Source organism: Dryocola mayonis (assembly GCF_051307045.1).
Lineage (GTDB): Bacteria > Pseudomonadota > Gammaproteobacteria > Enterobacterales > Enterobacteriaceae > Dryocola.
The window spans coordinates 1,473,265-1,495,531 of sequence record NZ_CP150452.1 but is presented as its reverse complement, the minus strand read 5'-3'; the positions used below and the strand labels follow the sequence as shown (position 1 = coordinate 1,495,531).

The following is a 22,267-nucleotide window of genomic DNA, read 5'->3' as shown; positions in this document are numbered from 1 at the left end:
TTTTTGTATCAGGCGTGCGCCACCGGCGTCGGATGATGTCCCGCTTTGCGCAGCAGCATCAGCAGATACACAAACGCCACGCCTGCAATCATCATAAATAAAAGGTTATCTGAATAGTTCTGCATCAGCATCGCCGTGAGCGTAGGGCCCAGCAGGCTGCCGACGGTGTAGCTGAGCAGCAAAGCCTGGTTCATCGCCACCAGCTGATGGTGCTCCACCTTTTCGCACGCCCAGGCCATAGCCACAGGATAGAGCGTAAAACCCGCGGCCCCCAGCACAAACAGGGCCGGCCCCATTGCCGCATTGCTTAACATCGCAAGGCAGCCCAGGATCACGACGAATACCTGAACGCGCAGCACCAGTAAACGGCCGAAGCGGTCCGCAAGGCGCCCTACCGGCCACTGCCCGACGATGCCTGCGCTCACCATTACCGCCATCCAGAAACCAATCCCGGCATCGCTCACGCCCTGGTGATTGAGATACAGCGGCATCAGGCCATACAGAGAGCCCAAAACGATGCCGGAGATAATGCAGCCGTTGACGCCAAGGCGCGCGTGACGCAGGCGCAGCATCGGCCACACCGGCGTCGCCTGCTGGCTTTCGCTGCGGTCATTTACGATGCGGGTGAACAGCAAGGGCAGAATGGCCGCCAGCACCATGGCGGTCACCCATGGCAGAACGCTGGCCAGATCCGTCGGCAATTTGCTGACCATCAGCTGGCCAAGCACGGTGCCGACGTAATAAACCATCATATAAGCCGCCAGCAGGCGTCCACGGTTGCGCGAAGTACCGCTGCACATCAGCGCGCTTTCAACCACCACCCAGATCATCGCGCAGCCGACGCCGGCGATAAAACGCCACATCATCCAGCTCCAGAACCCCACCATTAATCCCAGCCCCGCGCAGCCGGCGGCAAAAATCAGCGACGCCAGATAATAGCTGCGATTAAAGCCCTGACGCTTAATAAGCCAGCCCGTTACCATAGTGCCCAGCAGGTTGCCGGTAAAATAGGACGAACCCACCATCCCCACCTGCCAGGTCGGCAGATGTTCATGGGCCAGCCACAGGGGAACGAGCGTATTAAGCACCGCTAACGCCAGGGTCAACAGCATCAGGCCACAGAGCAAAAGCATCACTGGCCGGGTATAGGTGGACATGTAAAAAACCGCGAGGAAGAGAAGAAATTTGTGCGCATCATGCCACCGGAAAAATGATTGTCAATCCAGCGCTGACGGGGCCTGGCGCCGGTTGAGGCCTGTCGATTTGAAAAACTTATCTTCGGCACGGGTCAAGCGTAGCGCACAAATGCTATCTCTCTGTTTTTGATAAGATCGGGCCGGGAGAATCGAAGCGGGATGGATGAAAAATTTCATGGTCATTCGGATGATATTTTTTTATCCGAATATTTATTAATTACTCGCGAACAAACACTCGCTTTCGGGATGAAATGATACTTCTTTGGGGGCAGGCATGCTTGTCTGATGTTAAATAAGGCGGAGGATCGGCTGTTCTAAGCCCTTAAGGCCGATAAAAAAAGCGCCCGCAGGCGCTTAATGAGAATCAGTCAGCAAGTTAATGCTTAACCGATGTATTCCAGACCTTTCATATAAGGACGCAGCACTGCCGGTACCTCGATGCGGCCGTCGGCCTGCTGGTAGTTTTCCAGCACCGCAACTAGGGTACGCCCCACCGCCAGGCCGGAGCCGTTTAAGGTGTGCACCAGGCGGGTTTTCTTGTCGGATTTGCTACGGCAGCGGGCCTGTAAGCGGCGAGCCTGGAAATCCCACATGTTTGAACAAGATGAGATTTCACGGTAGGTGTTCTGCGCCGGCAGCCAGACTTCAAGATCGTAGGTTTTAGCCGAACCAAAGCCGATATCGCCGCTGCACAACAGCACCTTGCGGTACGGCAGATTCAGCAGCTGCAGCACTTTTTCCGCATGCGCGGTCAGCTCTTCTAACGCATCCATAGAGTCTTCAGGACGAACGATCTGCACCATTTCAACTTTATCGAACTGGTGCTGACGGATCAGACCGCGCGTGTCGCGACCGTAGGAACCCGCTTCGGAGCGGAAGCACGGCGTATGTGCGGTTAGCTTCAGCGGCAGAGCATCTTCGTCGATAATCTCGTCGCGCACCAGGTTGGTCAGCGGCACTTCTGCGGTTGGGATCAGCGCGTAGTTGCTGCTGTCTGCTTCTTCTTCCAGCGGGCGAGTATGGAAAAGGTCGCCGCCGAACTTAGGCAGCTGGGCCCGTGCCGTACAGCGTGTCCTGGTTAACCAGGTACGGGACATAGTTTTCCGTGTAGCCGTGCTGCTCGGTGTGCAGATCCAGCATAAACTGGCTCAGCGCGCGATGCAGGCGAGCTATTTGCCCCTGCATCACCACAAAACGGGAACCCGTGAGTTTTACCGCAGCAGCAAAGTCCAGGCCTTTAGCCATTTCGCCCAGGGTAACGTGATCGCGCACGTCGAAATCGAATTTACGCGGCTCGCCCCAGCGGCTGATTTCAACGTTTTCGCTGTCGTCTTTACCGAGCGGTACGCAATCGTCGGGAATGTTCGGCAGGGTCAGCGCGATGTCGCGGATTTCAGCAAGCAGCGCATCCAGTTCGACCTTCGCCGCATCCAGATCTTCGCCCAGCTTGTTCACTTCCAGACGCAATGGCTCAATATCTTCCCCACGTGCTTTCGCCTGGCCGATGGATTTCGATCGCGAGTTACGCTCAGCCTGCAGATTTTCAGTTTTGACCTGCAACACTTTACGACGCTCTTCCAAAGAGCGCAGCGTTTCTACATCCAGCTTAAAGCCACGGCGTGCCAGTTTTTCAGCGACTGCGTCTGGCTCTGTACGCAGCAGATTGGGATCGAGCATGCTTATCCTGTGCTTATCGAATTAAATGAAGGGGATGCGGCCACAGCCTGCGACCGCCCAGGTAATTTTGCTAACCTTACCGCAACGCCTGCATTAGCGGTAGCGTTTTGTCGGGCTATTTTGATCCTGTTCAGCAAGCCAGGCGAGCTTTTCGCCAATCTTGCCTTCAAGACCTCTGTTTGTCGGGCGATAGTAGCGTGTTTGCGCCATTTCCTGCGGGAAATACACCTCACCGGAAGCGTAGGCGTTGGGCTCGTCATGGGCGTAGCGGTACTCCTGCCCGTAGCCCATCTCCTTCATCAGTTTGGTCGGCGCATTGCGCAGGTGGACCGGCACATCGTAATCCGGACGTTCGCGCGCGTCCGCCATCGCGGCTTTAAAAGCGGTATAGACGGCGTTGCTTTTTGGCGCGCACGCAAGGTAGACGATGGCCTGGGCAATGGCGCGCTCCCCTTCTGCCGGGCCGACGCGGGTGAAGCAGTCCCAGGCGGAAATGGCCACCTGCATGCCGCGGGGATCGGCGTTGCCCACGTCTTCTGAAGCAATGGCCAGCAAACGGCGCGCCACGTAAAGCGGATCGCCGCCTGCGGTGATAATGCGGGCATACCAGTACAGCGCCGCGTCTGGCGACGAGCCGCGTACGGACTTGTGCAGCGCGGAGATCAAATCGTAAAAACGATCGCCTTTATTATCAAAGCGCGCGCTACGCTCGCCGGCGATTTCCGTAAGCAGCGCCGTTTGCAAAACGCGTTTGCCTTTCGCATCGCTCTCGGCCATATCAGCCATCATTTCGAGCGTGTTGAGCGCGCGACGCGCATCGCCGTTGACCAGTTCCGCAATCGCCCGACGGGTGTCGTCCGGCAGCACCAAATCGGTCTGTTTGCCATAGCCGCGCTCGGTGTCTTTCATCGCCTGCTCCAGCACCTGTTCAATATCTTCGACGGTGAGGGATTTCAGCAGGTAAACGCGGGCGCGCGAAAGCAGCGCGGAGTTCAGTTCAAACGAGGGGTTTTCGGTAGTCGCGCCGATAAAGGTAATGGTGCCGTCTTCAATATGCGGCAGGAAAGCATCCTGCTGGCTCTTGTTGAAGCGATGGACTTCGTCGACAAACAGAATGGTGCGGCGCCCCGCGTTGCGGTTCTGGCGCGCGCGTTCGATGGCCTCGCGGATCTCTTTTACGCCTGACGTCACCGCGGAAATACGTTCGACATCGGCATTAGCGTAATGAGCTATCACTTCCGCAAGCGTAGTTTTACCGGTGCCCGGCGGCCCCCATAAAATCATCGAATGAAGGTGGGCCTGCTTCGATTGCTCTTGGCAAAGGCTTACCGGCGGCCAGCAGATGCTGCTGGCCAATATACTGCGTTAAATTCTCTGGCCGCATACGGGCGGCCAGAGGTTGAAACGTATTGTCAGAAAAATCGAGCGACAGATTGCCCACTCATGCCTCTATTTACGTTGGTCATCCACCGTCACGCCTTGCGGCGGGGTGAAGGTAAACTTACTCATATCCACCGAACCGTTTTGCTGGGTCTGCAGCGCGTAGCTGCTGCGCTGGTCGTCCTGCTCTACCGCGCTAAACTGGTGGATAGTCCCGTCGCTTCCTACGTTGATGGTGAACTGCTTCAGGTTGCCGGCGCTGGTTTTTGGCGTCAGCACAAAACTGTCGCCCGTTTGTTTGATGTTGTACTGCTGCCAGTCGCTGCTCTGGTTGCGCGCAATCAGCATGAACGGCGTATTGCTGGTGGCATCTTTCAGCCAGGTGGCGCTCACCTGCTCAACAAACGGATTATAGAACCATAAGGTTTTACCGTCGGAAACCAGAATGCTTTCGTCCGGCTGGGTCATATGCCAGTTGAAGAGATTAGGACGTTTTACCCATAAATCGCCCTGGCCTTCCTGCACCGCAGCGCCGCTGCCATCGGTGACTTTTTGCGTAAAGCTTGCGTGGAAGCTGCTCACCTTATCCAGGCGGCTTTTCAGGTCGCCGGCGGCATCGGCCCAAACGCTGGTGGCGGCAAAAGTACTCAACAAAGCACAGGCAATTACAATCTTTTTCATTATTTTCCCTCTGAATTCATCCGCCACGGCGCGACGGCGCGATGGCCCTTCTGTTGCTCAATCTAGTGCACAGCTAAGCGTAAGCAACAGAAGAAAAACCTGATTTTCTGGTAATTTACCCTTCTTTGCAAAAGAGCCGCAACAGCGGCTCTTTTGCAGGAGGCTTACTCGAACGGCGGAGGAGCAAGCACCTCGCGGTTACCGTTATGCCCCTGCGGGCTTACGATGCCCTGCGCTTCCATCTGCTCAACGATACGTGCGGCACGGTTGTAGCCGATACGGAACTGTCGCTGAACGCCGGAAATCGATGCTTTACGTTTTTCAACGACAAAGGCCACCGCCTGATCGAACAGCGCATCCAGCTCTTCGTCGCCGTCCAGACCGCCTCCTGCGCCGCCCTCGCCGTCGCTATCCGAGGTGATGCCGGAAATGTACTGCGGACGACCGCGCGCCTTCCAGTCCTGCACCACCGCGTGAACTTCCTGATCGCGCACAAAGGCGCCGTGCACGCGAACCGGCGTGGTCGAGTTCGGCCCCGAGTAAAGCATATCGCCCATGCCCAGCAGCGATTCCGCGCCGCCCTGATCGAGGATGGTGCGCGAGTCGATTTTACTCGATACGGTAAACGCAATACGCGTCGGGATGTTCGCTTTAATCAGGCCGGTAATCACATCCACAGACGGACGCTGCGTGGCGAGCACCAGGTGAATACCCGCCGCGCGGGCCTTCTGCGCCAGGCGGGCGATAAGCTCTTCCACTTTTTTGCCCACCGTCATCATCAGGTCGGCGAATTCGTCCACCAGCACCACGATATACGGCAGTTTTTCCAGCATCGGATGCGTGGCGTCCATGCTGTCGCCCGGCTTCCAGAACGGATCCGGAATCGGACGCCCCATCCGCTCGGCTTCGAGCACGCGTTCGTTGTAGCCGGCAAGGTTACGCACGCCGAGCGCGGACATCAGCTTATAGCGGCGCTCCATCTCGTTGACGCTCCAGCGCAGGGCGTTGGCCGCATCTTTCATATCGGTGACCACTTCGGTCAACAGATGTGGAATGCCTTCATAGACCGACAGCTCGAGCATTTTCGGGTCGATCATGATGAACTTCACCTCTTCCGGCGTGGCCTTGTACAGAATGCTGAGGATCATAGCATTCACGCCCACGGATTTACCGGAACCCGTCGTACCCGCCACCAGCAGGTGCGGCATTTTCGCCAGATCGGCTACTACCGACTCGCCGCCGATGTCTTTACCCAGCACTACGGTTAAAGGAGAAGCGCTTTCGCGGAATTTCGCGCAGTCGAGCACTTCCCGCAGATAGACGGTTTGACGCTTTTTATTCGGCAGTTCGAGGCCGACGTAAGGTTTGCCAGGGATCACTTCCACCACGCGCACCGCTACCGTAGACAGGGAACGGGCCAGGTCGCGGGACAGGTTAGAGATGCGGGCGGCCTTCACGCCGGGGGCTAAATCAAGCTCAAAGCGCGTAATGACCGGGCCTGGAGAGTAATCCACCACGTCCGCTTTAATGCGGTAGTCCGCCAGACGAGCCTCGACCAGGCGCGCCATCTGCTCCAGCGCAAAGGTATCCACCGGCTCAACTTCCGCCGGCGGCGAAGTCAGCAGATCCAAAGACGGCAGCGGCGTGGTCGGCTTTTGCAGCGGACGATCGTCGCCGTTACGCATCAGGAACGGATGAATCAGGCTGTCCTGCGGCTGCGGGGCTGCCGGCTGCTGCGGTTGATAAGCCTGATGCTGCGCAGGCGCCTGATAGGCCTCTTGCGGAGCATGCCTTTGAGGCGCGGCTGGCTGAGCAGGCGCAGGTTCCTGTACCGGGCTCGGCGTAAACAGCGGCTCGCTTGGGCCATCGTCTACCAGCGCTTTCATTGGTGAGAAATCGAAGTCATCAAGCGAGAACGGAACGTTTGACGCAGGCGCGGTTTGCTCATAACGCTGATGCTGCTGAGCGGCAAACTGACGCGCCAGCTCCGCCTGCTCAGCGGCAGCCTCATCTTCCGCGCCGAGCGGCTCTTCCTCGTATTCTTCGCCATAACGCTGCTGTTGCTGAGCGGAGAACTGGCGGGCCAGCTCCTGCTGCTGCATTTCGGCCGCGTTGTCGTCGGCATACTCATCGCCGTAGCTATCCTGTCGATGCCCTTCTTTGCGGGCCTGCTCTTCCGCCATGCGCTGCGACGGCAGCTTAATACCGTAGGAGGCCAGTTCACGGCGCGTAGGCACGCGCACGCGGTTCGGACGCGGCAGCTGCGGGCCGATACCTTCTTTTACCTGGGCGCGCGGCGCATCGCTTGCGATGCTGAATACAGGTGAAAACGCCGCGGTGGCCGCCGCGGCTTTTGCCGCTTCTTTAATGACGGGGGCCGCCGGAGCCACTTCCGAAGCCGGCATTTCAGGAGGCGTAGCCGGCGTTACCGCTGGCGCTGGCGGTATAACCGACGCGCGCTGCTGGTAAGGATCGGGCTTCGGCTCTTCCACCGGCTGATACCAGGCCGCAAGCTGTTCGCGTTCGCGGGCCCGCTGCGCTTCGACCTCTTCGAAATGATAAAGCGGCGGACGCGCGGGTTTTACTTCTTCAACGGGCGCCGGCTGGAATTCTGGCTCAGCGGCTGGCGCCGTCGGCTCTGACCAGCGGCTGGTCATTTCCTGCGGCACCTGCTGCGCTGCCGGACGCGGCGCGGTATAGCTTTCCGGAGCCGGAGCGATAACAGGCTCCGGCGTCACCGTGGTCGGCGCCGGCTCCCAGGCGATAGCGGCGCTGGTTTCGGTTTCTGGCGCGGGCGTATGCACCGGCGGCATGGGAGCCGCAGGCGTCACCGGCGCCGTATGTGCCTGATTCGCCATGGTGGCCGCGGCGGCCGCGGCTATCGGCTCAGCGATGGAATGGCCGTGCAGAAGCGGATCGTATTCTTCAGCCTCAGGCAGCGTCGCCTTGTTGCCTGAGAACAGCACATCGTTCGCATCGGTCGCGATGCCGCGCGCGCTGAACAGCACGTCGTCTTCGTCGTCGTCCATTCTTCTGCCGGAGAACAACGCGGCGTCGGTTTTGCGCGCATGAGGATTGGCGAATTTTTCTGAAAGGCGCTGCTTGCGGGCTAGCGCCCCGCGCAGAATGCGGGCGCGACGAGACTCACGTTTTTCCATTGCTGGCTCGTGCTCTTCGTCATGCTCCTCATAATGTTCGTCTTCGTAATCGTACTCTTCGTCCTGCCAGGTGTTGTCCCGGCGCGTACGATTGCTGGCAAAGGTCAGCACCGTCAGCACCGCGCTGCCGAGCTTTTCGGCGATACTGACCCACGACCAGCCGGTAAACAGCGTTAAGCCCGCAGCCCATACGCACAGCAGGGCGATAGTTCCGCCGCTGCTGTTTAGCAGCGGCATCATCGCGGTGCTCAGCAGGCTGCCGAGAACGCCGCCGGAAGCGAAGTACCAGATATCATCGGCGTTGATGGCGGCAAGGCCGCAGGAAGTCAGCACCATCGCCAGCACGCCAATCAGACGCAGGGAGACCGCGAAGTAATCAATGTAATCTTCGCTGCCGCGCTGGCGCCAGGTGAACCAACAGCCGCCGATGATGATAACCGGAATGGTGTAGGCTATGACGCCAAAAATGAAGAACAGGGTGTCGGCAAGCCACGCGCCGGGAGCGCCGCCCAAATTATGGATAGGTTCGTGCCACGCCGTCTGCGACCAGCTTGGATCGGAAGGATTAAAACTCAGTAAGGCGGCCATCAGATAGACGGCAAAAATGGCGACAAGAATCAGCAACGCCTCAAGTAACCGGCGCCCGCTGCTGAGTTTCCTCAATGTGACTTCTTTATCTTCGGTATATTCCTGGCTCAAGTAAGACTCTCCAGGTCCTTAAATATATGGAGAACAACAGCGCCGGGAGGTTCCCGGCACTGTTGCTGTATGGATTACCAGGAGTGTAACCAAAATACGCGGATTTTGCACCTGGCCCGTGTTAACGGGTCTTAATTACCAGACGATTACTCTGTTTGACCTCTTCCATAACTACATAGGTACGGGTGTCGTTCACACCCGGCAGTCGCAACAGGGTTTCGCCTAATAATTTGCGGTAGGCCGACATATCCGGCACGCGGGTTTTCAACAGGTAGTCGAAATCACCGGATACCAGATGACACTCCTGAATTTCTTCAAGTTTTTGCACAGCGGAGTTAAATTGCTCAAAAACATCCGGCGCGCCACGATTCAGAGTAATCTCAACAAAAACCAGAAGTGATGCATCCAGATAATGCGGATTCAACAGCGCTGTGTAGCCCTGAATAAAACCCTGTCGTTCCAGACGACGCACGCGCTCAAGGCACGGCGTCGGCGAAAGCCCAACACGCTTTGAAAGCTCGACGTTAGAAATTCGCCCATCCTTTTGCAGCTCGTTGAGAATATTACGATCGATGCGGTCGAGATCTTTGCCAGGGCGCTTTTTGCTATCTACCATTATTATTGTCTCTCTCTATTCCTTCCATCACCTGCCATAACCCAGGTTAACGTCACTGTTCCGGGTGTACGTGAGAAGACCGGTGCCGGGTGGCTGCTATCGACATCACGCATGGCGTCTGTCCACACCATGCGTAGATTTCAATCGCCCGGTAAATTTGCATCAGGTATGCGTGACGTTTCAGAACAATCACACCAAATGTTTTTTCTTCCTCGAATGTTTTCGCAAATGCTTAGGGGATTGTCAAAGCAAAACATCCATTTTTAGTGGAACGTGCCAGATATTGGGGGGACTTGACGATTATTCATCACTTTACCCCCGTGACTATCTCCCGCGCATGGTGCGTATTTATGCGCTTTTGCGGCATGTTCAGCGGTAATGATTGAGCCTGGCTATTACACATATCGTTAACACTATTCTCTAACATGGACGCTACACCTTTTTTTAACCCGCCAAATTCCCTACAATCCCCCGATTGTCAGCAAACGTTCAATGAGGAACTCATGAGCACGGCTAAACACAGTAAGTTGCTTATTCTGGGCTCCGGCCCTGCGGGCTACACCGCAGCGGTCTATGCTGCTCGCGCTAACCTGAAGCCGGTATTGATCACCGGCATGGAAAAAGGTGGTCAGCTCACGACCACTACCGAAGTGGAAAACTGGCCGGGCGACCCGCACGATTTAACGGGCCCGCTGTTGATGGAACGCATGCACGAGCACGCGGCGAAGTTCGAGACGGAAATTCTGTTCGACCATATCAGCAAGGTGGATCTGCTTAATCGCCCCTTCCGTCTGACCGGCGACAGCGGCGAGTACACCTGTGATGCGCTGATTATCGCCACCGGCGCCTCCGCTCGCTACCTTGGCCTGCCTTCTGAAGAAGCCTTTAAAGGGCGCGGCGTCTCCGCCTGCGCAACCTGCGATGGATTCTTCTACCGTAACCAGAAGGTCGCGGTCATCGGCGGCGGCAACACCGCCGTGGAAGAGGCGCTTTATCTGGCGAACATCGCCTCCGAAGTGCACCTCATCCACCGTCGCGACAGCTTCCGCGCGGAAAAAATCCTTATCAACCGTTTGATGGATAAAGTGGCCAACGGCAACATCGTGCTGCATACCAACAAAACGCTTGATGAAGTGACCGGCGATCAGATGGGCGTGAGCGGCCTGCGTCTGCGCGATACCCACAATACCGACCAGACTGAAGAGCTGGCGGTTGCGGGCCTGTTTGTCGCTATCGGACACAGCCCGAACACGGCTATTTTTGCCGATCAGCTGGAGCTGGAAAACGGCTACATTAAAGTGCAGTCCGGCATCCACGGCAACGCCACGCAAACCAGCATCCCCGGCGTTTTCGCCGCCGGCGACGTCATGGACCATATCTACCGCCAGGCCATCACCTCGGCCGGGACCGGCTGCATGGCCGCCCTTGACGCCGAGCGTTATCTCGACGGGCTGGCCGAACAAAATAAGTAAATTATTTGCGTAACAACGGGCGACCTTAATAGGTCGCCTTTCTTTTCTCCGCGTTGTAACATGCCTGCAAATTTTGCCTGATAATTCCTTTATCTACCTGCACTGGCATGCCATGAATAAAACCCGTCAACAAGAGCTTAGCCGTTGGCTAAAGCAGCAAAGCGTTATCTCCCGCCGCTGGCTTGGGCTGTCACGAATTTTAGGGCTGCTGAGCGGGCTGCTGATCGTCGCCCAGGCCTGGATCCTTGCGCGCCTGCTCGATCATATGATTATGGGAAATATCCCGCGGGAAGCCCTGCTGCTGCCGTTTATCCTGCTGGTGCTCATTTTCATTCTGCGCGCCTGGGTGGTTTGGCTGCGGGAGAAAGTGGGCTTTTACGCCGGCCAGCACATTCGCCAGGAGATTCGCCGCAAGGTGCTCGATCGTCTGCACCAGGCCGGCCCAGCATGGATTCAGGGCAAGCCGGTAGGCAGCTGGGCCACGCTGGTTGTTGAACAAATCGAAGATATGCACGACTACTACGCCCGCTATTTGCCGCAGATGTCGCTGGCGGTCATGGTGCCGGTGCTTATCCTTATCGCTATTTTCCCTTTCAACTGGGCGGCGGCGCTCATTTTGCTTGGCACCGCGCCGTTGATTCCTCTGTTTATGGCGATGGTTGGTATGGGCGCAGCCGACGCCAACCGACGCAATTTCCAGGCGCTGGCTCGCCTGAGCGGCCATTTTCTTGACCGCCTGCGCGGCATGGAGACGCTGCGCCTGTTTAATCGCGGAGCGGCCGAAACAGAAGATATTCGCACGGCCTCCCGGGACTTTCGTCAGCGCACCATGGAAGTGCTGCGCCTGGCGTTTCTTTCCTCCGGCGTGCTGGAGTTTTTCGCCTCGCTGTCCATTGCGCTGGTGGCGGTTTATTTCGGCTTCTCCTACCTGGGAGAGCTGAATTTCGGCCACTACGGTACCGGCGTCACGCTGTTCGCCGGCTTCCTGGCCCTGATCCTCGCTCCGGAGTTTTTCCTGCCCCTGCGCGATTTAGGCACTTTTTATCACGCTAAAGCGCAGGCGGTCGGCGCGGCGGACAGCCTGATGACGTTCCTGGATGCGCCTTTGCAGCAGCAGGAAAGCGGCAGCGTCCAGCTTGGTAGCGCCACGCCGTTAACCCTCGAAGCGCGGGAGCTGACGATCTTATCCGCTGAAGGTCGCCCGCTTGCCGGGCCGTTGAACTTCACGCTCTCGGCGGGGCAGCGCGTGGTGCTCGTCGGCCAGAGCGGGGCCGGGAAAAGTTCTTTGCTCAACGTCTTATCCGGCTTTTTGCCCTACCAGGGCGAACTGCGGGTCAACGGTATTGAGCTTGCGCAGCTCGATCCCGTCTGGTGGCGCGAGCAGTTAAGCTGGGTCGGGCAAAACCCGCAGCTTCCTGCGGCCACGTTAAGAGAGAATGTTTTGCTCGCTGCGCCTGACGCCAGCGAAGCGGCTTTAAAGGCCGCCTTAGACAAAGCCGCGGTAAGCGAATTTCTGCCGCTCTTACCCCAGGGCGTCGATACGCCGTTAGGCGATCAGGCTGCGCGTTTATCGGTCGGCCAGGCGCAGCGCGTTGCGGTAGCCCGCGCGTTGCTGGTGCCGGGCCAGCTGCTGCTGCTTGATGAACCGGCCGCAAGCCTTGATGCCCACAGCGAGCAGCTTGTCATGGAGGCGCTGGGCGCGGCCTCCCGCCATCAGACCACGGTGATGGTGACCCACCAGCTTGATTACATTACCGACTGGGACACCATCTGGGTGATGCGTGACGGCACAATCGTTCAGCAGGGCGATTACCGGACGCTTGCCGCGGCGGACGGCCCGTTCGCCGGGCTGCTGGCTAACCGCAAGGAGGAGATTTAATGCGCGCTTTACTGCCCTACCTGGCGCTTTATCGCCGTCATATCTGGCTGCTTTCGCTGGGCGTCGTGCTGGCTATCGTTACCCTGCTTGCCAGCATAGGCTTGCTGACCCTCTCCGGATGGTTCCTTTCCGCTTCCGCCGTGGTCGGCGTGGCCGGCATTTACAGCTTTAACTACATGCTGCCCGCGGCCGGCGTGCGCGGCGCGGCCATCACTCGTACCGCCGGGCGCTACTTCGAGCGGCTGGTAAGCCACGATGCCACCTTCCGCGTGCTGCAGCACCTGCGCGTATTCACCTTCAGCAAGCTGCTTCCCCTCTCCCCCGCCGGGCTGGCGCGTTTTCGTCAGGGAGAATTGCTCAACCGCCTGGTTGCCGACGTCGATACGCTCGATCATCTCTATCTGCGCGTGATATCGCCGCTGGTCGGGGCGTTGATGGTGATTGCGGCGGTGACCTTCGGCTTAAGCTTTCTGGACGTGCGGCTGGCGTTAACGCTGGGCGCCATCCTGCTTGCGACGCTGCTGTTTTTACCGCCGCTGTTCTATTACGCCGGCAAGCCGACGGGCGAAGCGCTGACGGTTTGCCGCGGCCAGTATCGCCAGCAGCTGACGGCCTGGCTGCAGGGGCACGCGGAGTTGACCATTTTTGGCGCCACGAAGCGCTATCGCGAACAGCTTGACGCCACGGAGTACGGCTGGCAGGAAGCCCAGCGCCGCCAGTCTGAGCTTACCGCCCTTTCACAGGCGTTGATGCTGCTGATCGGCGGCGTGGCCGTGGTGGTCATGCTGTGGATGGCGTCGGCGGGCGTAGGCGGCAATACTTCGCCCGGCGCGCTCATCGCCCTGTTTGTCTTCTGCGCGCTGGCGGCCTTCGAGGCGCTGGCTCCGGTTACCGGCGCGTTTCAGCATCTCGGACAGGTTATCGCCTCCGCGCTGCGGGTGACCCAGATTACCAGCCAGCGGCCGGAAGTGACTTTCGATGCGGGCGCGGCAGAAACGTTCGCGCAGGTTTCGGTGGATATCAAGCAGGTCGGCTTTACCTATCCGCAGCAGCCCCAGAGCGCGCTGAAAGATATTACGCTTGCCGTTAAGGCCGGGCAGCACGTCGCGGTGCTCGGCCGCACCGGCTGCGGTAAATCAACCCTGCTGCAGTTGCTGACCCGCGCCTGGGATCCGCAGCTGGGCGAGATTCACTTTAACGGCCGGCCGCTGCGCGAGCTGAATGAAAATACCCTGCGGGCCGCAACGAGCGTCGTGCCGCAGCGCGTTCATCTGTTTAGCGCCACCCTGCGCGACAACCTGCTGCTGGCGGCTCCTGCGGCGAGCGACGAACGGCTAAGCGCGATCCTGGAACGCGTCGGGCTCGAAAAGCTGCTTTCCGATGCCGGGCTTAACAGCTGGCTCGGGGAAGGCGGACGACAGCTTTCCGGCGGCGAGCTGCGCCGTCTGGCTATCGCCAGGGCACTGTTGCATGACGCTCCGCTGATGCTGCTCGACGAACCGACCGAAGGTCTGGATGCGGAAACCGAGCGCCAGATTCTGGATTTGCTGGCGGAAGTTACCGCCGGGAAAACGGTTCTGATGGTTACCCACCGCCTGCGCGGACTGAAACATTTTGACAGCATAGTTGTGATGGACAACGGACAAATTAAAGAGCTTGGCAGTCACGCAGAATTGATGGCAACGGGTGGGCGTTATTACCAGTTCCACCAGCGTTTGTAGCGCCTGCGCATAGTCTATTATCAATCAATAATTGCTTCGTGGTGGAGTGTTGCGGCCATGCGCCTGATACAGCTTTCTCGGGACTCTATTGCCTTTCCTTCACCGGAAGGCGCGTTACGCGAACCTAATGGATTACTGGCGCTTGGGGGAGACCTCAGCCCCGCCCGGTTGCTGATGGCCTACCAGCGCGGAATTTTTCCGTGGTTCTCGCCAGGCGACCCTATATTGTGGTGGTCGCCCGACCCTCGGGCGGTCCTGTTTCCACAGCAGTTTCACCTGAGCCGCAGCATGAAGCGGTTTCATAAACGCTCGCCCTACCGCGTGACGCTAAACCACGCCTTTGAAAAAGTGATTTCAGGCTGCGCCGACGATCGTCATGAGGGCACGTGGATCACTCCGGATATCGTGGAAGCCTATACGCGCCTGCACGAGCTGGGCTATGCGCATTCCGTTGAGGTCTGGGAAGACGATGAATTGGTCGGCGGCATGTACGGCGTTATTCAGGGAGCCTTGTTCTGCGGCGAATCAATGTTCAGCCGGCGCGAGAACGCCTCCAAGACGGCTCTGCTGGTATTCTGCCAGCACTTTTTACGCCACGGCGGAAAGCTGATTGATTGCCAGGTCTTAAATAGCCATACCGCATCCCTGGGCGCTATTGAAATTCCCCGCCGGGATTATTTGCACAACCTGGCGAATTTACGTTCTGAACACTTAATTTCCCATTGTTGGGTGCCACAAATCCTGTCCGGACTATAATGTTTACGGCACATTTTATTTGACGGTGTTATAATTAGCTCCGCAGAGTGAACTCTGCCCATTACCCCGCCGCCGTATGGGAACTGCAATTAAAGGGAACGCCCCTCGTTTATCTCTTCGCACCCCTTGTCGTAAGCGCATTTTATGCAGCTTTCGCGTGGTTTATGGGTAATGTGCAAAATGCACTTTCGCTTGCGAATTCACCAACAATTCTTTACATGATAAGCGAACTTCGGCATTATCTTGCCGGTTCAAACTATGGTAGTGATACCCCCGAGGATTAGATGGCCAAAGAAGACAATATTGAAATGCAGGGTACCGTTCTTGATACGTTACCTAACACCATGTTCCGCGTTGAGCTGGAAAACGGGCACGTGGTAACCGCTCATATCTCCGGTAAAATGCGTAAAAACTATATCCGCATCCTGACGGGCGACAAAGTCACTGTAGAGCTGACCCCGTACGACCTGAGCAAAGGCCGCATTGTCTTCCGTAGTCGTTAAGAGTTTTTATCTGTCGTAGCCGGGCGCTGCGGCTGAGCTATAGCTAATAAAAAGGCCGGATATCACTATCCGGCCTTTTTTTGCACGATGAAAACTAGTGCGCCGCTTCCGGCTTGTGCTTCTGGGCGCTGTGGAAGTTGTAGGTCAGCTGTTCGTGGGCCTTATCCAGCGCAACAATCACCTGTCCGCCGTCGACCAGGGAACCAAACAGCAGTTCGTTAGCGAGCGGTTTTTTCAGGTTATCCTGGATGACCCGCGTCATTGGACGAGCGCCCATCGCACGGTCATAGCCTTTTGCCGCCAGCCAGTCGCGCGCTTCCTGACTCACTTCCAGCGACACGCCTTTCTGGTCCAGCTGCACCTGCAGTTCGACAATAAATTTGTCGACCACCTGATGAATCACCTCGGTAGAGAGGTGGTTGAACCAGATAATGTTATCCAGACGGTTGCGGAATTCCGGGGTAAAGATCTTTTTGATCTCTTCCATCGCATCGGTACTGTTGTCCTGACGAATCAGGCCAATAGACTTACGCTCGGTTTCACGCACGCCGGCGTTGGTGGTCATCACCAGGATAACGTTGCGGAAGTCAGCCTTGCGCCCGTTGTTATCGGTTAAGGTGCCGTTGTCCATGACCTGCAGCAGCAGGTTAAAGACATCCGGGTGCGCCTTTTCGATCTCATCAAGCAGCAGCACCGCGTGCGGATGTTTGATAACCGCATCGGTCAGCAGCCCGCCCTGGTCAAAGCCGACGTAGCCCGGAGGCGCGCCGATCAGGCGGCTTACCGTATGACGCTCCATATATTCGGACATATCGAAACGCAGCAGCTCAATTCCCAGGGATTTCGCCAGCTGTACCGTCACCTCCGTTTTACCCACGCCGGTTGGGCCGGCAAACAGGAAGGAGCCCACTGGTTTATGATCGTGCCCAAGTCCGGCACGGCTCATTTTGATGGCTTCGGTTAACGCCTCAATGGCCTTATCCTGGCCGAACACCAGCATTTTCAGACGGTCGTTAAGGCTCTTGAGCGTATCGCGATCGCTTGCCGACACGCTTTTCTCAGGGATACGCGCGATGCGGGCAACCACGGTTTCGATATCCGCCACGTTGACGGTTTTCTTACGTTTGCTCACCGGCATCAGGCGGCTGCGCGCGCCGGGCCTCGTCAATGACGTCGATAGCCTTATCCGGCAGGTGACGATCGTTGATGTATTTCACCGCCAGCTCAACCGCCGCGCGAATCGCTTTCGCGGTATAGCGCACATCGTGGTGAGCTTCGTACTTGGTTTTCAGACCGTTGATAATCTGCACGGTCTCGTCGATGCTTGGCTCAGTAATGTCAATCTTCTGGAAGCGACGCGCAAGCGCGCGGTCTTTTTCAAAGATATTGCTGAACTCCTGGTAGGTCGTGGAGCCGATAACGCGGATCTTACCGCCGGACAGCAACGGTTTGATGAGGTTAGCCGCATCAACCTGACCGCCAGAAGCGGCGCCCGCGCCGATAATGGTGTGGATTTCGTCAATAAACAGGATGCTGTTCTGATCCTGCTCAAGCTGTTTGAGCAGGGCCTTAAAGCGCTTCTCAAAATCACCGCGGTACTTGGTGCCCGCCAGCAGCGAACCGATATCCAGCGAATAGATGGTGCAATCGGCCATCACTTCCGGAACGTCGCCCTGCACGATACGCCAGGCAAGCCCTTCGGCAATCGCTGTTTTACCGACGCCCGACTCCCCCACCAGCAGCGGGTTATTTTTACGGCGGCGGCAGAGCACCTGAATAGCCCGCTCCAGCTCTTTATCGCGGCCAATCAGCGGATCGATACCGCCCACGCGCGCAAGCTGGTTGAGATTGGTGGTGAAGTTTTCCATACGTTCCTCCCCGCCTGCCTGCTCTTCATTAACCGGATTTTCTGCACCCGGTGCCTGATTTGGCTCGTCTTTACGCGTGCCGTGGGAGATAAAGTTCACCACATCAAGACGGCTCACTTCGTGTTTACGCAGCAGATAGGCCGCCTGGGACTCCTGTTCGCTAAAGATGGCAACCAGCACGTTTGCGCCTGTTACCTCGCTGCGACCGGAAGACTGGACGTGGAATACCGCGCGCTGCAGGACGCGCTGGAAACTGAGCGTAGGCTGAGTATCGCGCTCTTCTTCACTGGCCGGCAGAACCGGCGTGGTTTGTTCGATGAAGGCTTCGAGTTCCTGACGCAGCGCCACCAGATCCACGGTACACGCTTCCAGCGCTTCGCGGGCCGATGGGTTACTGAGCAAAGCCAGTAACAGATGCTCGACGGTCATAAACTCATGACGGTGCTCGCGCGCTCTGGCGAAAGCCATGTTTAAACTGAGTTCCAGTTCTTGATTGAGCATAGGCACCTCCCCCAAATTTTTGCCTTCTTCAGGCCTGTTCTAGCGTACACAGCAAAGGATGCTCATTCTCCCTGGCATACTGGTTCACCAACGCAACCTTGGTTTCCGCCACTTCCGCAGTAAAAACGCCGCAGATGGCCTTACCCTGATAGTGAACCGTGAGCATCAGTTGTGTGGCTCGCTCTACATCATAAGAAAAGAACTTTTGCAGCACGTCAATAACAAATTCCATCGGCGTGTAGTCATCGTTCATTAACATAACTTTATACATAGAAGGGGGTTTTAGCGCTTCGCGCAGTTTATCGCCCACCAGTTGGTCAAAGTCTAACCAGTCGTTCGTCTTACCCATTGCGAATCGTCATCATATTTATTCGTCTGACGTTTATCAGACGAGGCCCTTAGGTTGAGTGTAATACGCTTTTGGCTACTGCAACTACTTGTGTAAAAAAGTAATGTTTTTGCCAGGACGCGAACTGCGTCACATTAATGGCAATAGCGTTAACTGCTTCAAATTTTTGACTGATTCTCATCCCACTCCCCCCGTTGAACGCTTGACGCAGTGATTAAATTATCTACATTGTACAGGCGTGAGTTGGCGAGGTTTTGAACAGCCCGCCCTTACCCACCGGTTCATTCCATCTCACTATTAAGATTTACGAAGGATAAGATGCATGGAGACGGGTACAGTTAAATGGTTCAATAACGCCAAAGGGTTCGGGTTCATCTGCCCTGAAGGCGGCGGCGAAGATATCTTCGCTCATTATTCCACCATCCAGATGGATGGTTACAGAACGCTCAAAGCCGGGCAGGTCGTCAGGTTTGATGTACATCAGGGGCCGAAAGGCAATCATGCCAGTCTTATCGTCCCGCTTGAAGCAGAAGCGGCGGTCGCTTAGGCCCACCTGTTTTATTGTGTACATCCTCAAGTCAAAATGCCAGTCCCTGCGGCTGGCATTTTTATTATAAGCCATCCAGCTTTACTACTCTCGCGCCAGCGCGTCAATCGGATTAAGCCGCGCCGCATTGCGCGCGGGCAGCCAGCCGAAAAGCACGCCGGTCGCCGTGGAACAGGCGAAGGCGGTAAGCAGCGCCACCGGCGAGAAGCCGATATGCCAGCCGGGCAAAAACAGCCCGAGCGCGAAGGCGATCAGCAAGGAAAGCGAGATGCCAAGCGCCCCGCCCACCAGGCAAACCAGGATCGCTTCAATCAAAAATTGCTGCAGGACGTCGCTTGCCCGGGCGCCAACCGCCATGCGGATGCCGATCTCTTTGGTTCGCTCCGTCACCGACACCAGCATAATGTTCATCACGCCAATTCCGCCCACCAGCAGCGAGATCACCGCCACTAAAGTGAGGAACAGCTGAAGAGTACGTGTGGTCTTTTCAGCGGTTTTCAACAGGCCATCCATATTGTAGGTGAAAAAATCCTTCTTACCGTGGCGCAGCTCCAGCATGCGATTAAGCTGCTGCTCCGCCTCGTGGCTGTCGTAGCCCTCTTTCACGCGTACCGTAATGGTATTCAGCCAGCTTTGCCCCATCACGCGTCCGGCCATCGTGTTGTAGGGCAGCCAGACGCGCAGCACTTTGCTGCTGCCAAACATCGACTGTTTTTCCTCCGCCACGCCAATCACGGTTGCCGGCATGTTTCCGACCAGCACCACTTCCCCCACCACGTTCATCTTATTCGGGAAGAGCTGGCGCTTGCTGTTGCTGTCCAGCACCACCACCTGCGCGCGCCCGCTAAGCTGCTCATCGTTGAAGGTTGTGCCCTGGCTCATCGTCATGCCGTACACGTTAAAGTACTGCCCGTTTACGCCGTTTACGCTCGCCGCGGCATCCACGTTGCCGTAACGCAGGCGCAGGTTGCTTGAGATGGACGGCGTCGCCGACGCCACCCAGGGCTGCTGCTCAATCGCCGCCAGGTCGGCGTATTTCAACGCCTGCTGGTACTGCGGATCGTCATCGCCGAAGTCTTTGCCGGGATAGACGTCAATGGTATTCGTGCCGATAGAGCGAATGTCCTCGAGCACCATTTGCTTCGCCGCATCGCCAACAATCACTATCGATACCACCGAGGCGATACCGATAATTATGCCCAGCATGGTCAACAGCGTGCGCATCTTGTTTGCCGCAAGCGCAAGCCAGGCCATAGAAAAAGCTTCGCGAAAACTGCTGAGCGTCTGCTGAAATGGAGAGACCCCGGGCCTTGCGGATGCCTCTTTCTTCGCCCTGGCATTCTGCGGCAGCGGCGGCGGATTATTAATGATTTCACCATCGCGAATTTCAATAATGCGCTGCGCCTGCGCCGCCACCAGGGGATCGTGCGTGACGATAATTACCGTGTGCCCCTGCTCGCAAAGCTGCTTTAAGGTCGCCATCACCTCTTCGCCGGAGTGGGTATCCAGCGCGCCGGTAGGCTCATCGGCAAGGATCACCTGCCCGCCGTTCATCAATGCGCGCGCAATGCTGACCCGCTGCTGCTGGCCGCCGGAAAGCTGGGAAGGCAGGTAGTCCACGCGCTCCGCAAGCCCCAGGCGCATCAGCAGCGCACGAGCGCGCTGCTGGCGATACACGCGCGCCGTTCCCGCATACACCGCCGGAACCTCGACGTTCTGCGTCGCGTTAAGATGCGAAAGCAGGTGATAGCGCTGGAAGATGAAGCCAAAATGCTCGCGGCGCAGGGTCGCCAGTTCGTCGCCGTTAAGCGCTGCGGTATCGACGCCCGCCACGCGATAGCTGCCGCTGGAAGGCTTATCCAGGCAGCCCAGAATATTCATCAGCGTCGACTTGCCCGAGCCGGACGCGCCGACGATCGCCACCATTTCACCCGCTTCGATGGTGATGCTCACGCCCTTGAGCACCTCAATTTGCTCGTCGCCCGACGGATAGCTGCGGCGAATATCCTTCAGCTCAAGCAGCGCCGTCATTGCGCGCTCCCGCCGGAAGATTTGCCGATAACAACCTCTTCGCCCTCCTCAAGGCCCCGTCGCGATCTGCACCTGCGTGTCGTTACGCATGCCAATGGCCACCTCGCGTTCGCGCGTTTCACCGTTGCGCAGCACGGTAACCTTGTAGCGGTTATCCCCTACGGGCTCGCCCAGCGCCGCCAGCGGAATGGTTAAAACGTCCTTCACTCCGCCCAGCTGAATATGGACCTGCGCGGTCATTTCCAGACGCAGTACGCCCTGCGGGTTGGGCACTTCGAAGCGCGCGTTATAAAAAATCGCATCGTTGACCTTATCCGGCGTGGGCAGGATGTCTTTTAACCTGCCTTCGTAGCGCGTCAGCGGGTCGCCGAGGACGGTAAACCAGGCTTTCTGGCCCGGCTTGAGATGAATGACGTCGGCTTCCGATACCTGGGCCTTGACGAGCATGGTGCTCAAATCGGCGAGCGTAAGAATATTCGGCGCCTGCTGGGCGGCGATAACCGTCTGCCCCTGAAGGGTGGTGATCTGCGTGACTTCACCGGCCATCGGCGCCACGATACGCGTGAAGTCCAGGTTGGTTTTCGCCGTATCAAGCGAGGCCTGATTGCGCTTAATTTGCGCCTCAATGGTGCTGATTTGCGCAAGCTTAACGTCCAAATCCGTAGCCGCGGTATCCAGATCCTGGCGCGATACCGCCTGGGTTTTCGCAAGCTCCCGCTGCCGGTTTAAGGTCACCTGCGCAAGCCTGGCCTGCGCCTGCGCCTGGCGGCGCTGGGCACGAAGCTCCATCAGCGTCGCCTCCACTTCTTTAATCTGGTTCTGCGCCTGCTCAGGATCGATAACGCCCAGCAGCTGATCCTTTTTCACCCTATCGCCAATGTTCACCGACAGCGTTTTTAACTGCCCGCTGACCTGGGCGCCGACGTCAACCTTGCGCAAAGCGTCGAGTTTCCCCGTCGCCAGCACGCTTTGCTCAAGCGAGCCTTTGCGCACAATCATGGTCTGATAGGCCGGCGCAGGCGCGTTCAGGAACTGCCACAGCCATACCGCCAGCATCAGAAAAACGAGCGCGAGCAACCAATAGCGTTTTTTAATTTTTCCCTTAAATCTCATAGGTATCCTGAAGAAAATGCGCGGTTAAACAAAGTTTCAACGAAGTTAAAAAGCCCGTCGCGGCGCCCGGCATGATTGAACTCTGGTTGAGGTTACGAGTGGTGGAATAGGCCTCTCCAT

12 protein-coding genes and 4 pseudogenes are annotated in these 22,267 nt (G+C 57.4%); 6 read left to right on the top strand and 10 right to left on the bottom strand.

Translation table 11 applies throughout. The annotated features are described in order from the left end of the window. Positions 1-8: 8 nt before the first annotated feature. From WLO32_RS07250 to lrp, 6 genes and pseudogenes are all read right to left on the bottom strand, one after another. Entirely contained in the window at positions 9-1,157 is a 1,149-nt protein-coding gene (locus tag WLO32_RS07250) for an MFS transporter (RefSeq protein ID WP_435947747.1), read from the bottom strand. A gap of 422 nt (positions 1,158-1,579) precedes the next feature. Beyond that, a pseudogene (gene serS / locus WLO32_RS07245) lies at positions 1,580-2,873 on the bottom strand (serine--tRNA ligase). A gap of 93 nt (positions 2,874-2,966) precedes the next feature. Continuing rightward, positions 2,967-4,314: pseudogene (locus WLO32_RS07240) on the bottom strand (replication-associated recombination protein A). 8 nt (positions 4,315-4,322) lie between these two features. Continuing rightward, positions 4,323-4,934, bottom strand: a complete 612-nt coding sequence (gene lolA, locus WLO32_RS07235) for an outer membrane lipoprotein chaperone LolA (RefSeq protein WP_435947746.1) — start codon at positions 4,932-4,934, stop codon at positions 4,323-4,325. A gap of 164 nt (positions 4,935-5,098) precedes the next feature. Beyond that, positions 5,099-8,791 (bottom strand): DNA translocase FtsK 4TM domain-containing protein, encoded by a 3,693-nt coding sequence (locus tag WLO32_RS07230; protein ID WP_435947745.1) that lies wholly within the window; start codon positions 8,789-8,791, stop codon positions 5,099-5,101. A gap of 121 nt (positions 8,792-8,912) precedes the next feature. Further along, positions 8,913-9,407 carry a leucine-responsive transcriptional regulator Lrp gene (gene lrp / locus WLO32_RS07225; RefSeq protein WP_002439523.1) on the bottom strand — a complete coding sequence of 165 codons (495 nt, stop codon included), beginning with the start codon at positions 9,405-9,407 and terminating at the stop codon, positions 8,913-8,915. A 503-nt stretch (positions 9,408-9,910) separates the two neighbouring features. On the opposite strand from lrp, the gene trxB reads away from it, so the two are divergent. From trxB to infA, 5 genes are all read left to right on the top strand, one after another. Beyond that, complete coding sequence (trxB, locus tag WLO32_RS07220) at positions 9,911-10,879, top strand: thioredoxin-disulfide reductase (RefSeq protein ID WP_121267269.1); 969 nt, start codon at positions 9,911-9,913, stop codon at positions 10,877-10,879. 112 nt (positions 10,880-10,991) lie between these two features. Further along, complete coding sequence (gene cydD, locus WLO32_RS07215) at positions 10,992-12,758, top strand: heme ABC transporter permease/ATP-binding protein CydD (RefSeq protein WP_435947744.1); 1,767 nt, start codon at positions 10,992-10,994, stop codon at positions 12,756-12,758. Beyond that, complete coding sequence (gene cydC / locus WLO32_RS07210) at positions 12,758-14,479, top strand: heme ABC transporter ATP-binding protein/permease CydC (RefSeq protein WP_435947743.1); 1,722 nt, start codon at positions 12,758-12,760, stop codon at positions 14,477-14,479. The genes cydD and cydC overlap by 1 nt, the downstream gene beginning before the upstream one ends. A 57-nt stretch (positions 14,480-14,536) precedes the next feature. Then, a complete protein-coding gene (gene aat / locus WLO32_RS07205) occupies positions 14,537-15,235 on the top strand; it encodes a leucyl/phenylalanyl-tRNA--protein transferase (RefSeq protein ID WP_435947742.1) in 699 nt (232 codons plus the stop codon). A 284-nt stretch (positions 15,236-15,519) separates the two neighbouring features. Beyond that, the gene (gene infA, locus WLO32_RS07200; protein WP_002211347.1) at positions 15,520-15,738 is read left to right on the top strand and encodes a translation initiation factor IF-1; all 219 of its coding nucleotides are present in this window, start codon (positions 15,520-15,522) and stop codon (positions 15,736-15,738) included. A gap of 94 nt (positions 15,739-15,832) precedes the next feature. Here infA and clpA read toward each other — a convergent pair. Then, positions 15,833-18,107 (bottom strand): annotated as a pseudogene (gene clpA / locus WLO32_RS07195) (ATP-dependent Clp protease ATP-binding subunit ClpA). 28 nt (positions 18,108-18,135) lie between these two features. Further along, positions 18,136-18,456: an ATP-dependent Clp protease adapter ClpS gene (clpS, locus tag WLO32_RS07190; RefSeq protein WP_121267264.1), complete on the bottom strand. Its 321-nt coding sequence runs from the start codon at positions 18,454-18,456 to the stop codon at positions 18,136-18,138. Positions 18,457-18,778: 322 nt separating this feature from the next. Between clpS and cspD the strand changes: the two genes are divergently transcribed. Beyond that, positions 18,779-19,003, top strand: coding sequence for a cold shock-like protein CspD (gene cspD / locus WLO32_RS07185; protein ID WP_121267263.1), 225 nt, complete (start codon positions 18,779-18,781; stop codon positions 19,001-19,003). Positions 19,004-19,087: 84 nt separating this feature from the next. Here cspD and macB read toward each other — a convergent pair whose 3' ends face one another. Next, complete coding sequence (macB, locus tag WLO32_RS07180; protein WP_435947741.1) at positions 19,088-21,034, bottom strand: macrolide ABC transporter ATP-binding protein/permease MacB; 1,947 nt, start codon at positions 21,032-21,034, stop codon at positions 19,088-19,090. After that, positions 21,031-22,147 (bottom strand): annotated as a pseudogene (macA, locus tag WLO32_RS07175) (macrolide transporter subunit MacA). The gene macB and the pseudogene macA overlap by 4 nt, the downstream one beginning before the upstream one ends. Between the last annotated feature and the right edge of the window lie 120 nt (positions 22,148-22,267).

Bases quoted from the DNA above. Each gene is read 5' to 3' on its own strand.
- WLO32_RS07250 (WP_435947747.1), bottom strand. From the start codon at position 1,157: ATGTCCACCTATACCCGGCCAGTGATGCTTTTGCTCTGTGGCCTGATG.
- infA (WP_002211347.1), top strand. From the start codon at position 15,520: ATGGCCAAAGAAGACAATATTGAAATGCAGGGTACCGTTCTTGATACG.
- cspD (WP_121267263.1), top strand. From the start codon at position 18,779: ATGGAGACGGGTACAGTTAAATGGTTCAATAACGCCAAAGGGTTCGGG.
- lolA (WP_435947746.1), bottom strand. From the start codon at position 4,934: ATGAAAAAGATTGTAATTGCCTGTGCTTTGTTGAGTACTTTTGCCGCC.
- clpS (WP_121267264.1), bottom strand. From the start codon at position 18,456: ATGGGTAAGACGAACGACTGGTTAGACTTTGACCAACTGGTGGGCGAT.
- cydC (WP_435947743.1), top strand. From the start codon at position 12,758: ATGCGCGCTTTACTGCCCTACCTGGCGCTTTATCGCCGTCATATCTGG.
- cydD (WP_435947744.1), top strand. From the start codon at position 10,992: ATGAATAAAACCCGTCAACAAGAGCTTAGCCGTTGGCTAAAGCAGCAA.
- aat (WP_435947742.1), top strand. From the start codon at position 14,537: ATGCGCCTGATACAGCTTTCTCGGGACTCTATTGCCTTTCCTTCACCG.
- macB (WP_435947741.1), bottom strand. From the start codon at position 21,034: ATGACGGCGCTGCTTGAGCTGAAGGATATTCGCCGCAGCTATCCGTCG.
- trxB (WP_121267269.1), top strand. From the start codon at position 9,911: ATGAGCACGGCTAAACACAGTAAGTTGCTTATTCTGGGCTCCGGCCCT.
- lrp (WP_002439523.1), bottom strand. From the start codon at position 9,407: ATGGTAGATAGCAAAAAGCGCCCTGGCAAAGATCTCGACCGCATCGAT.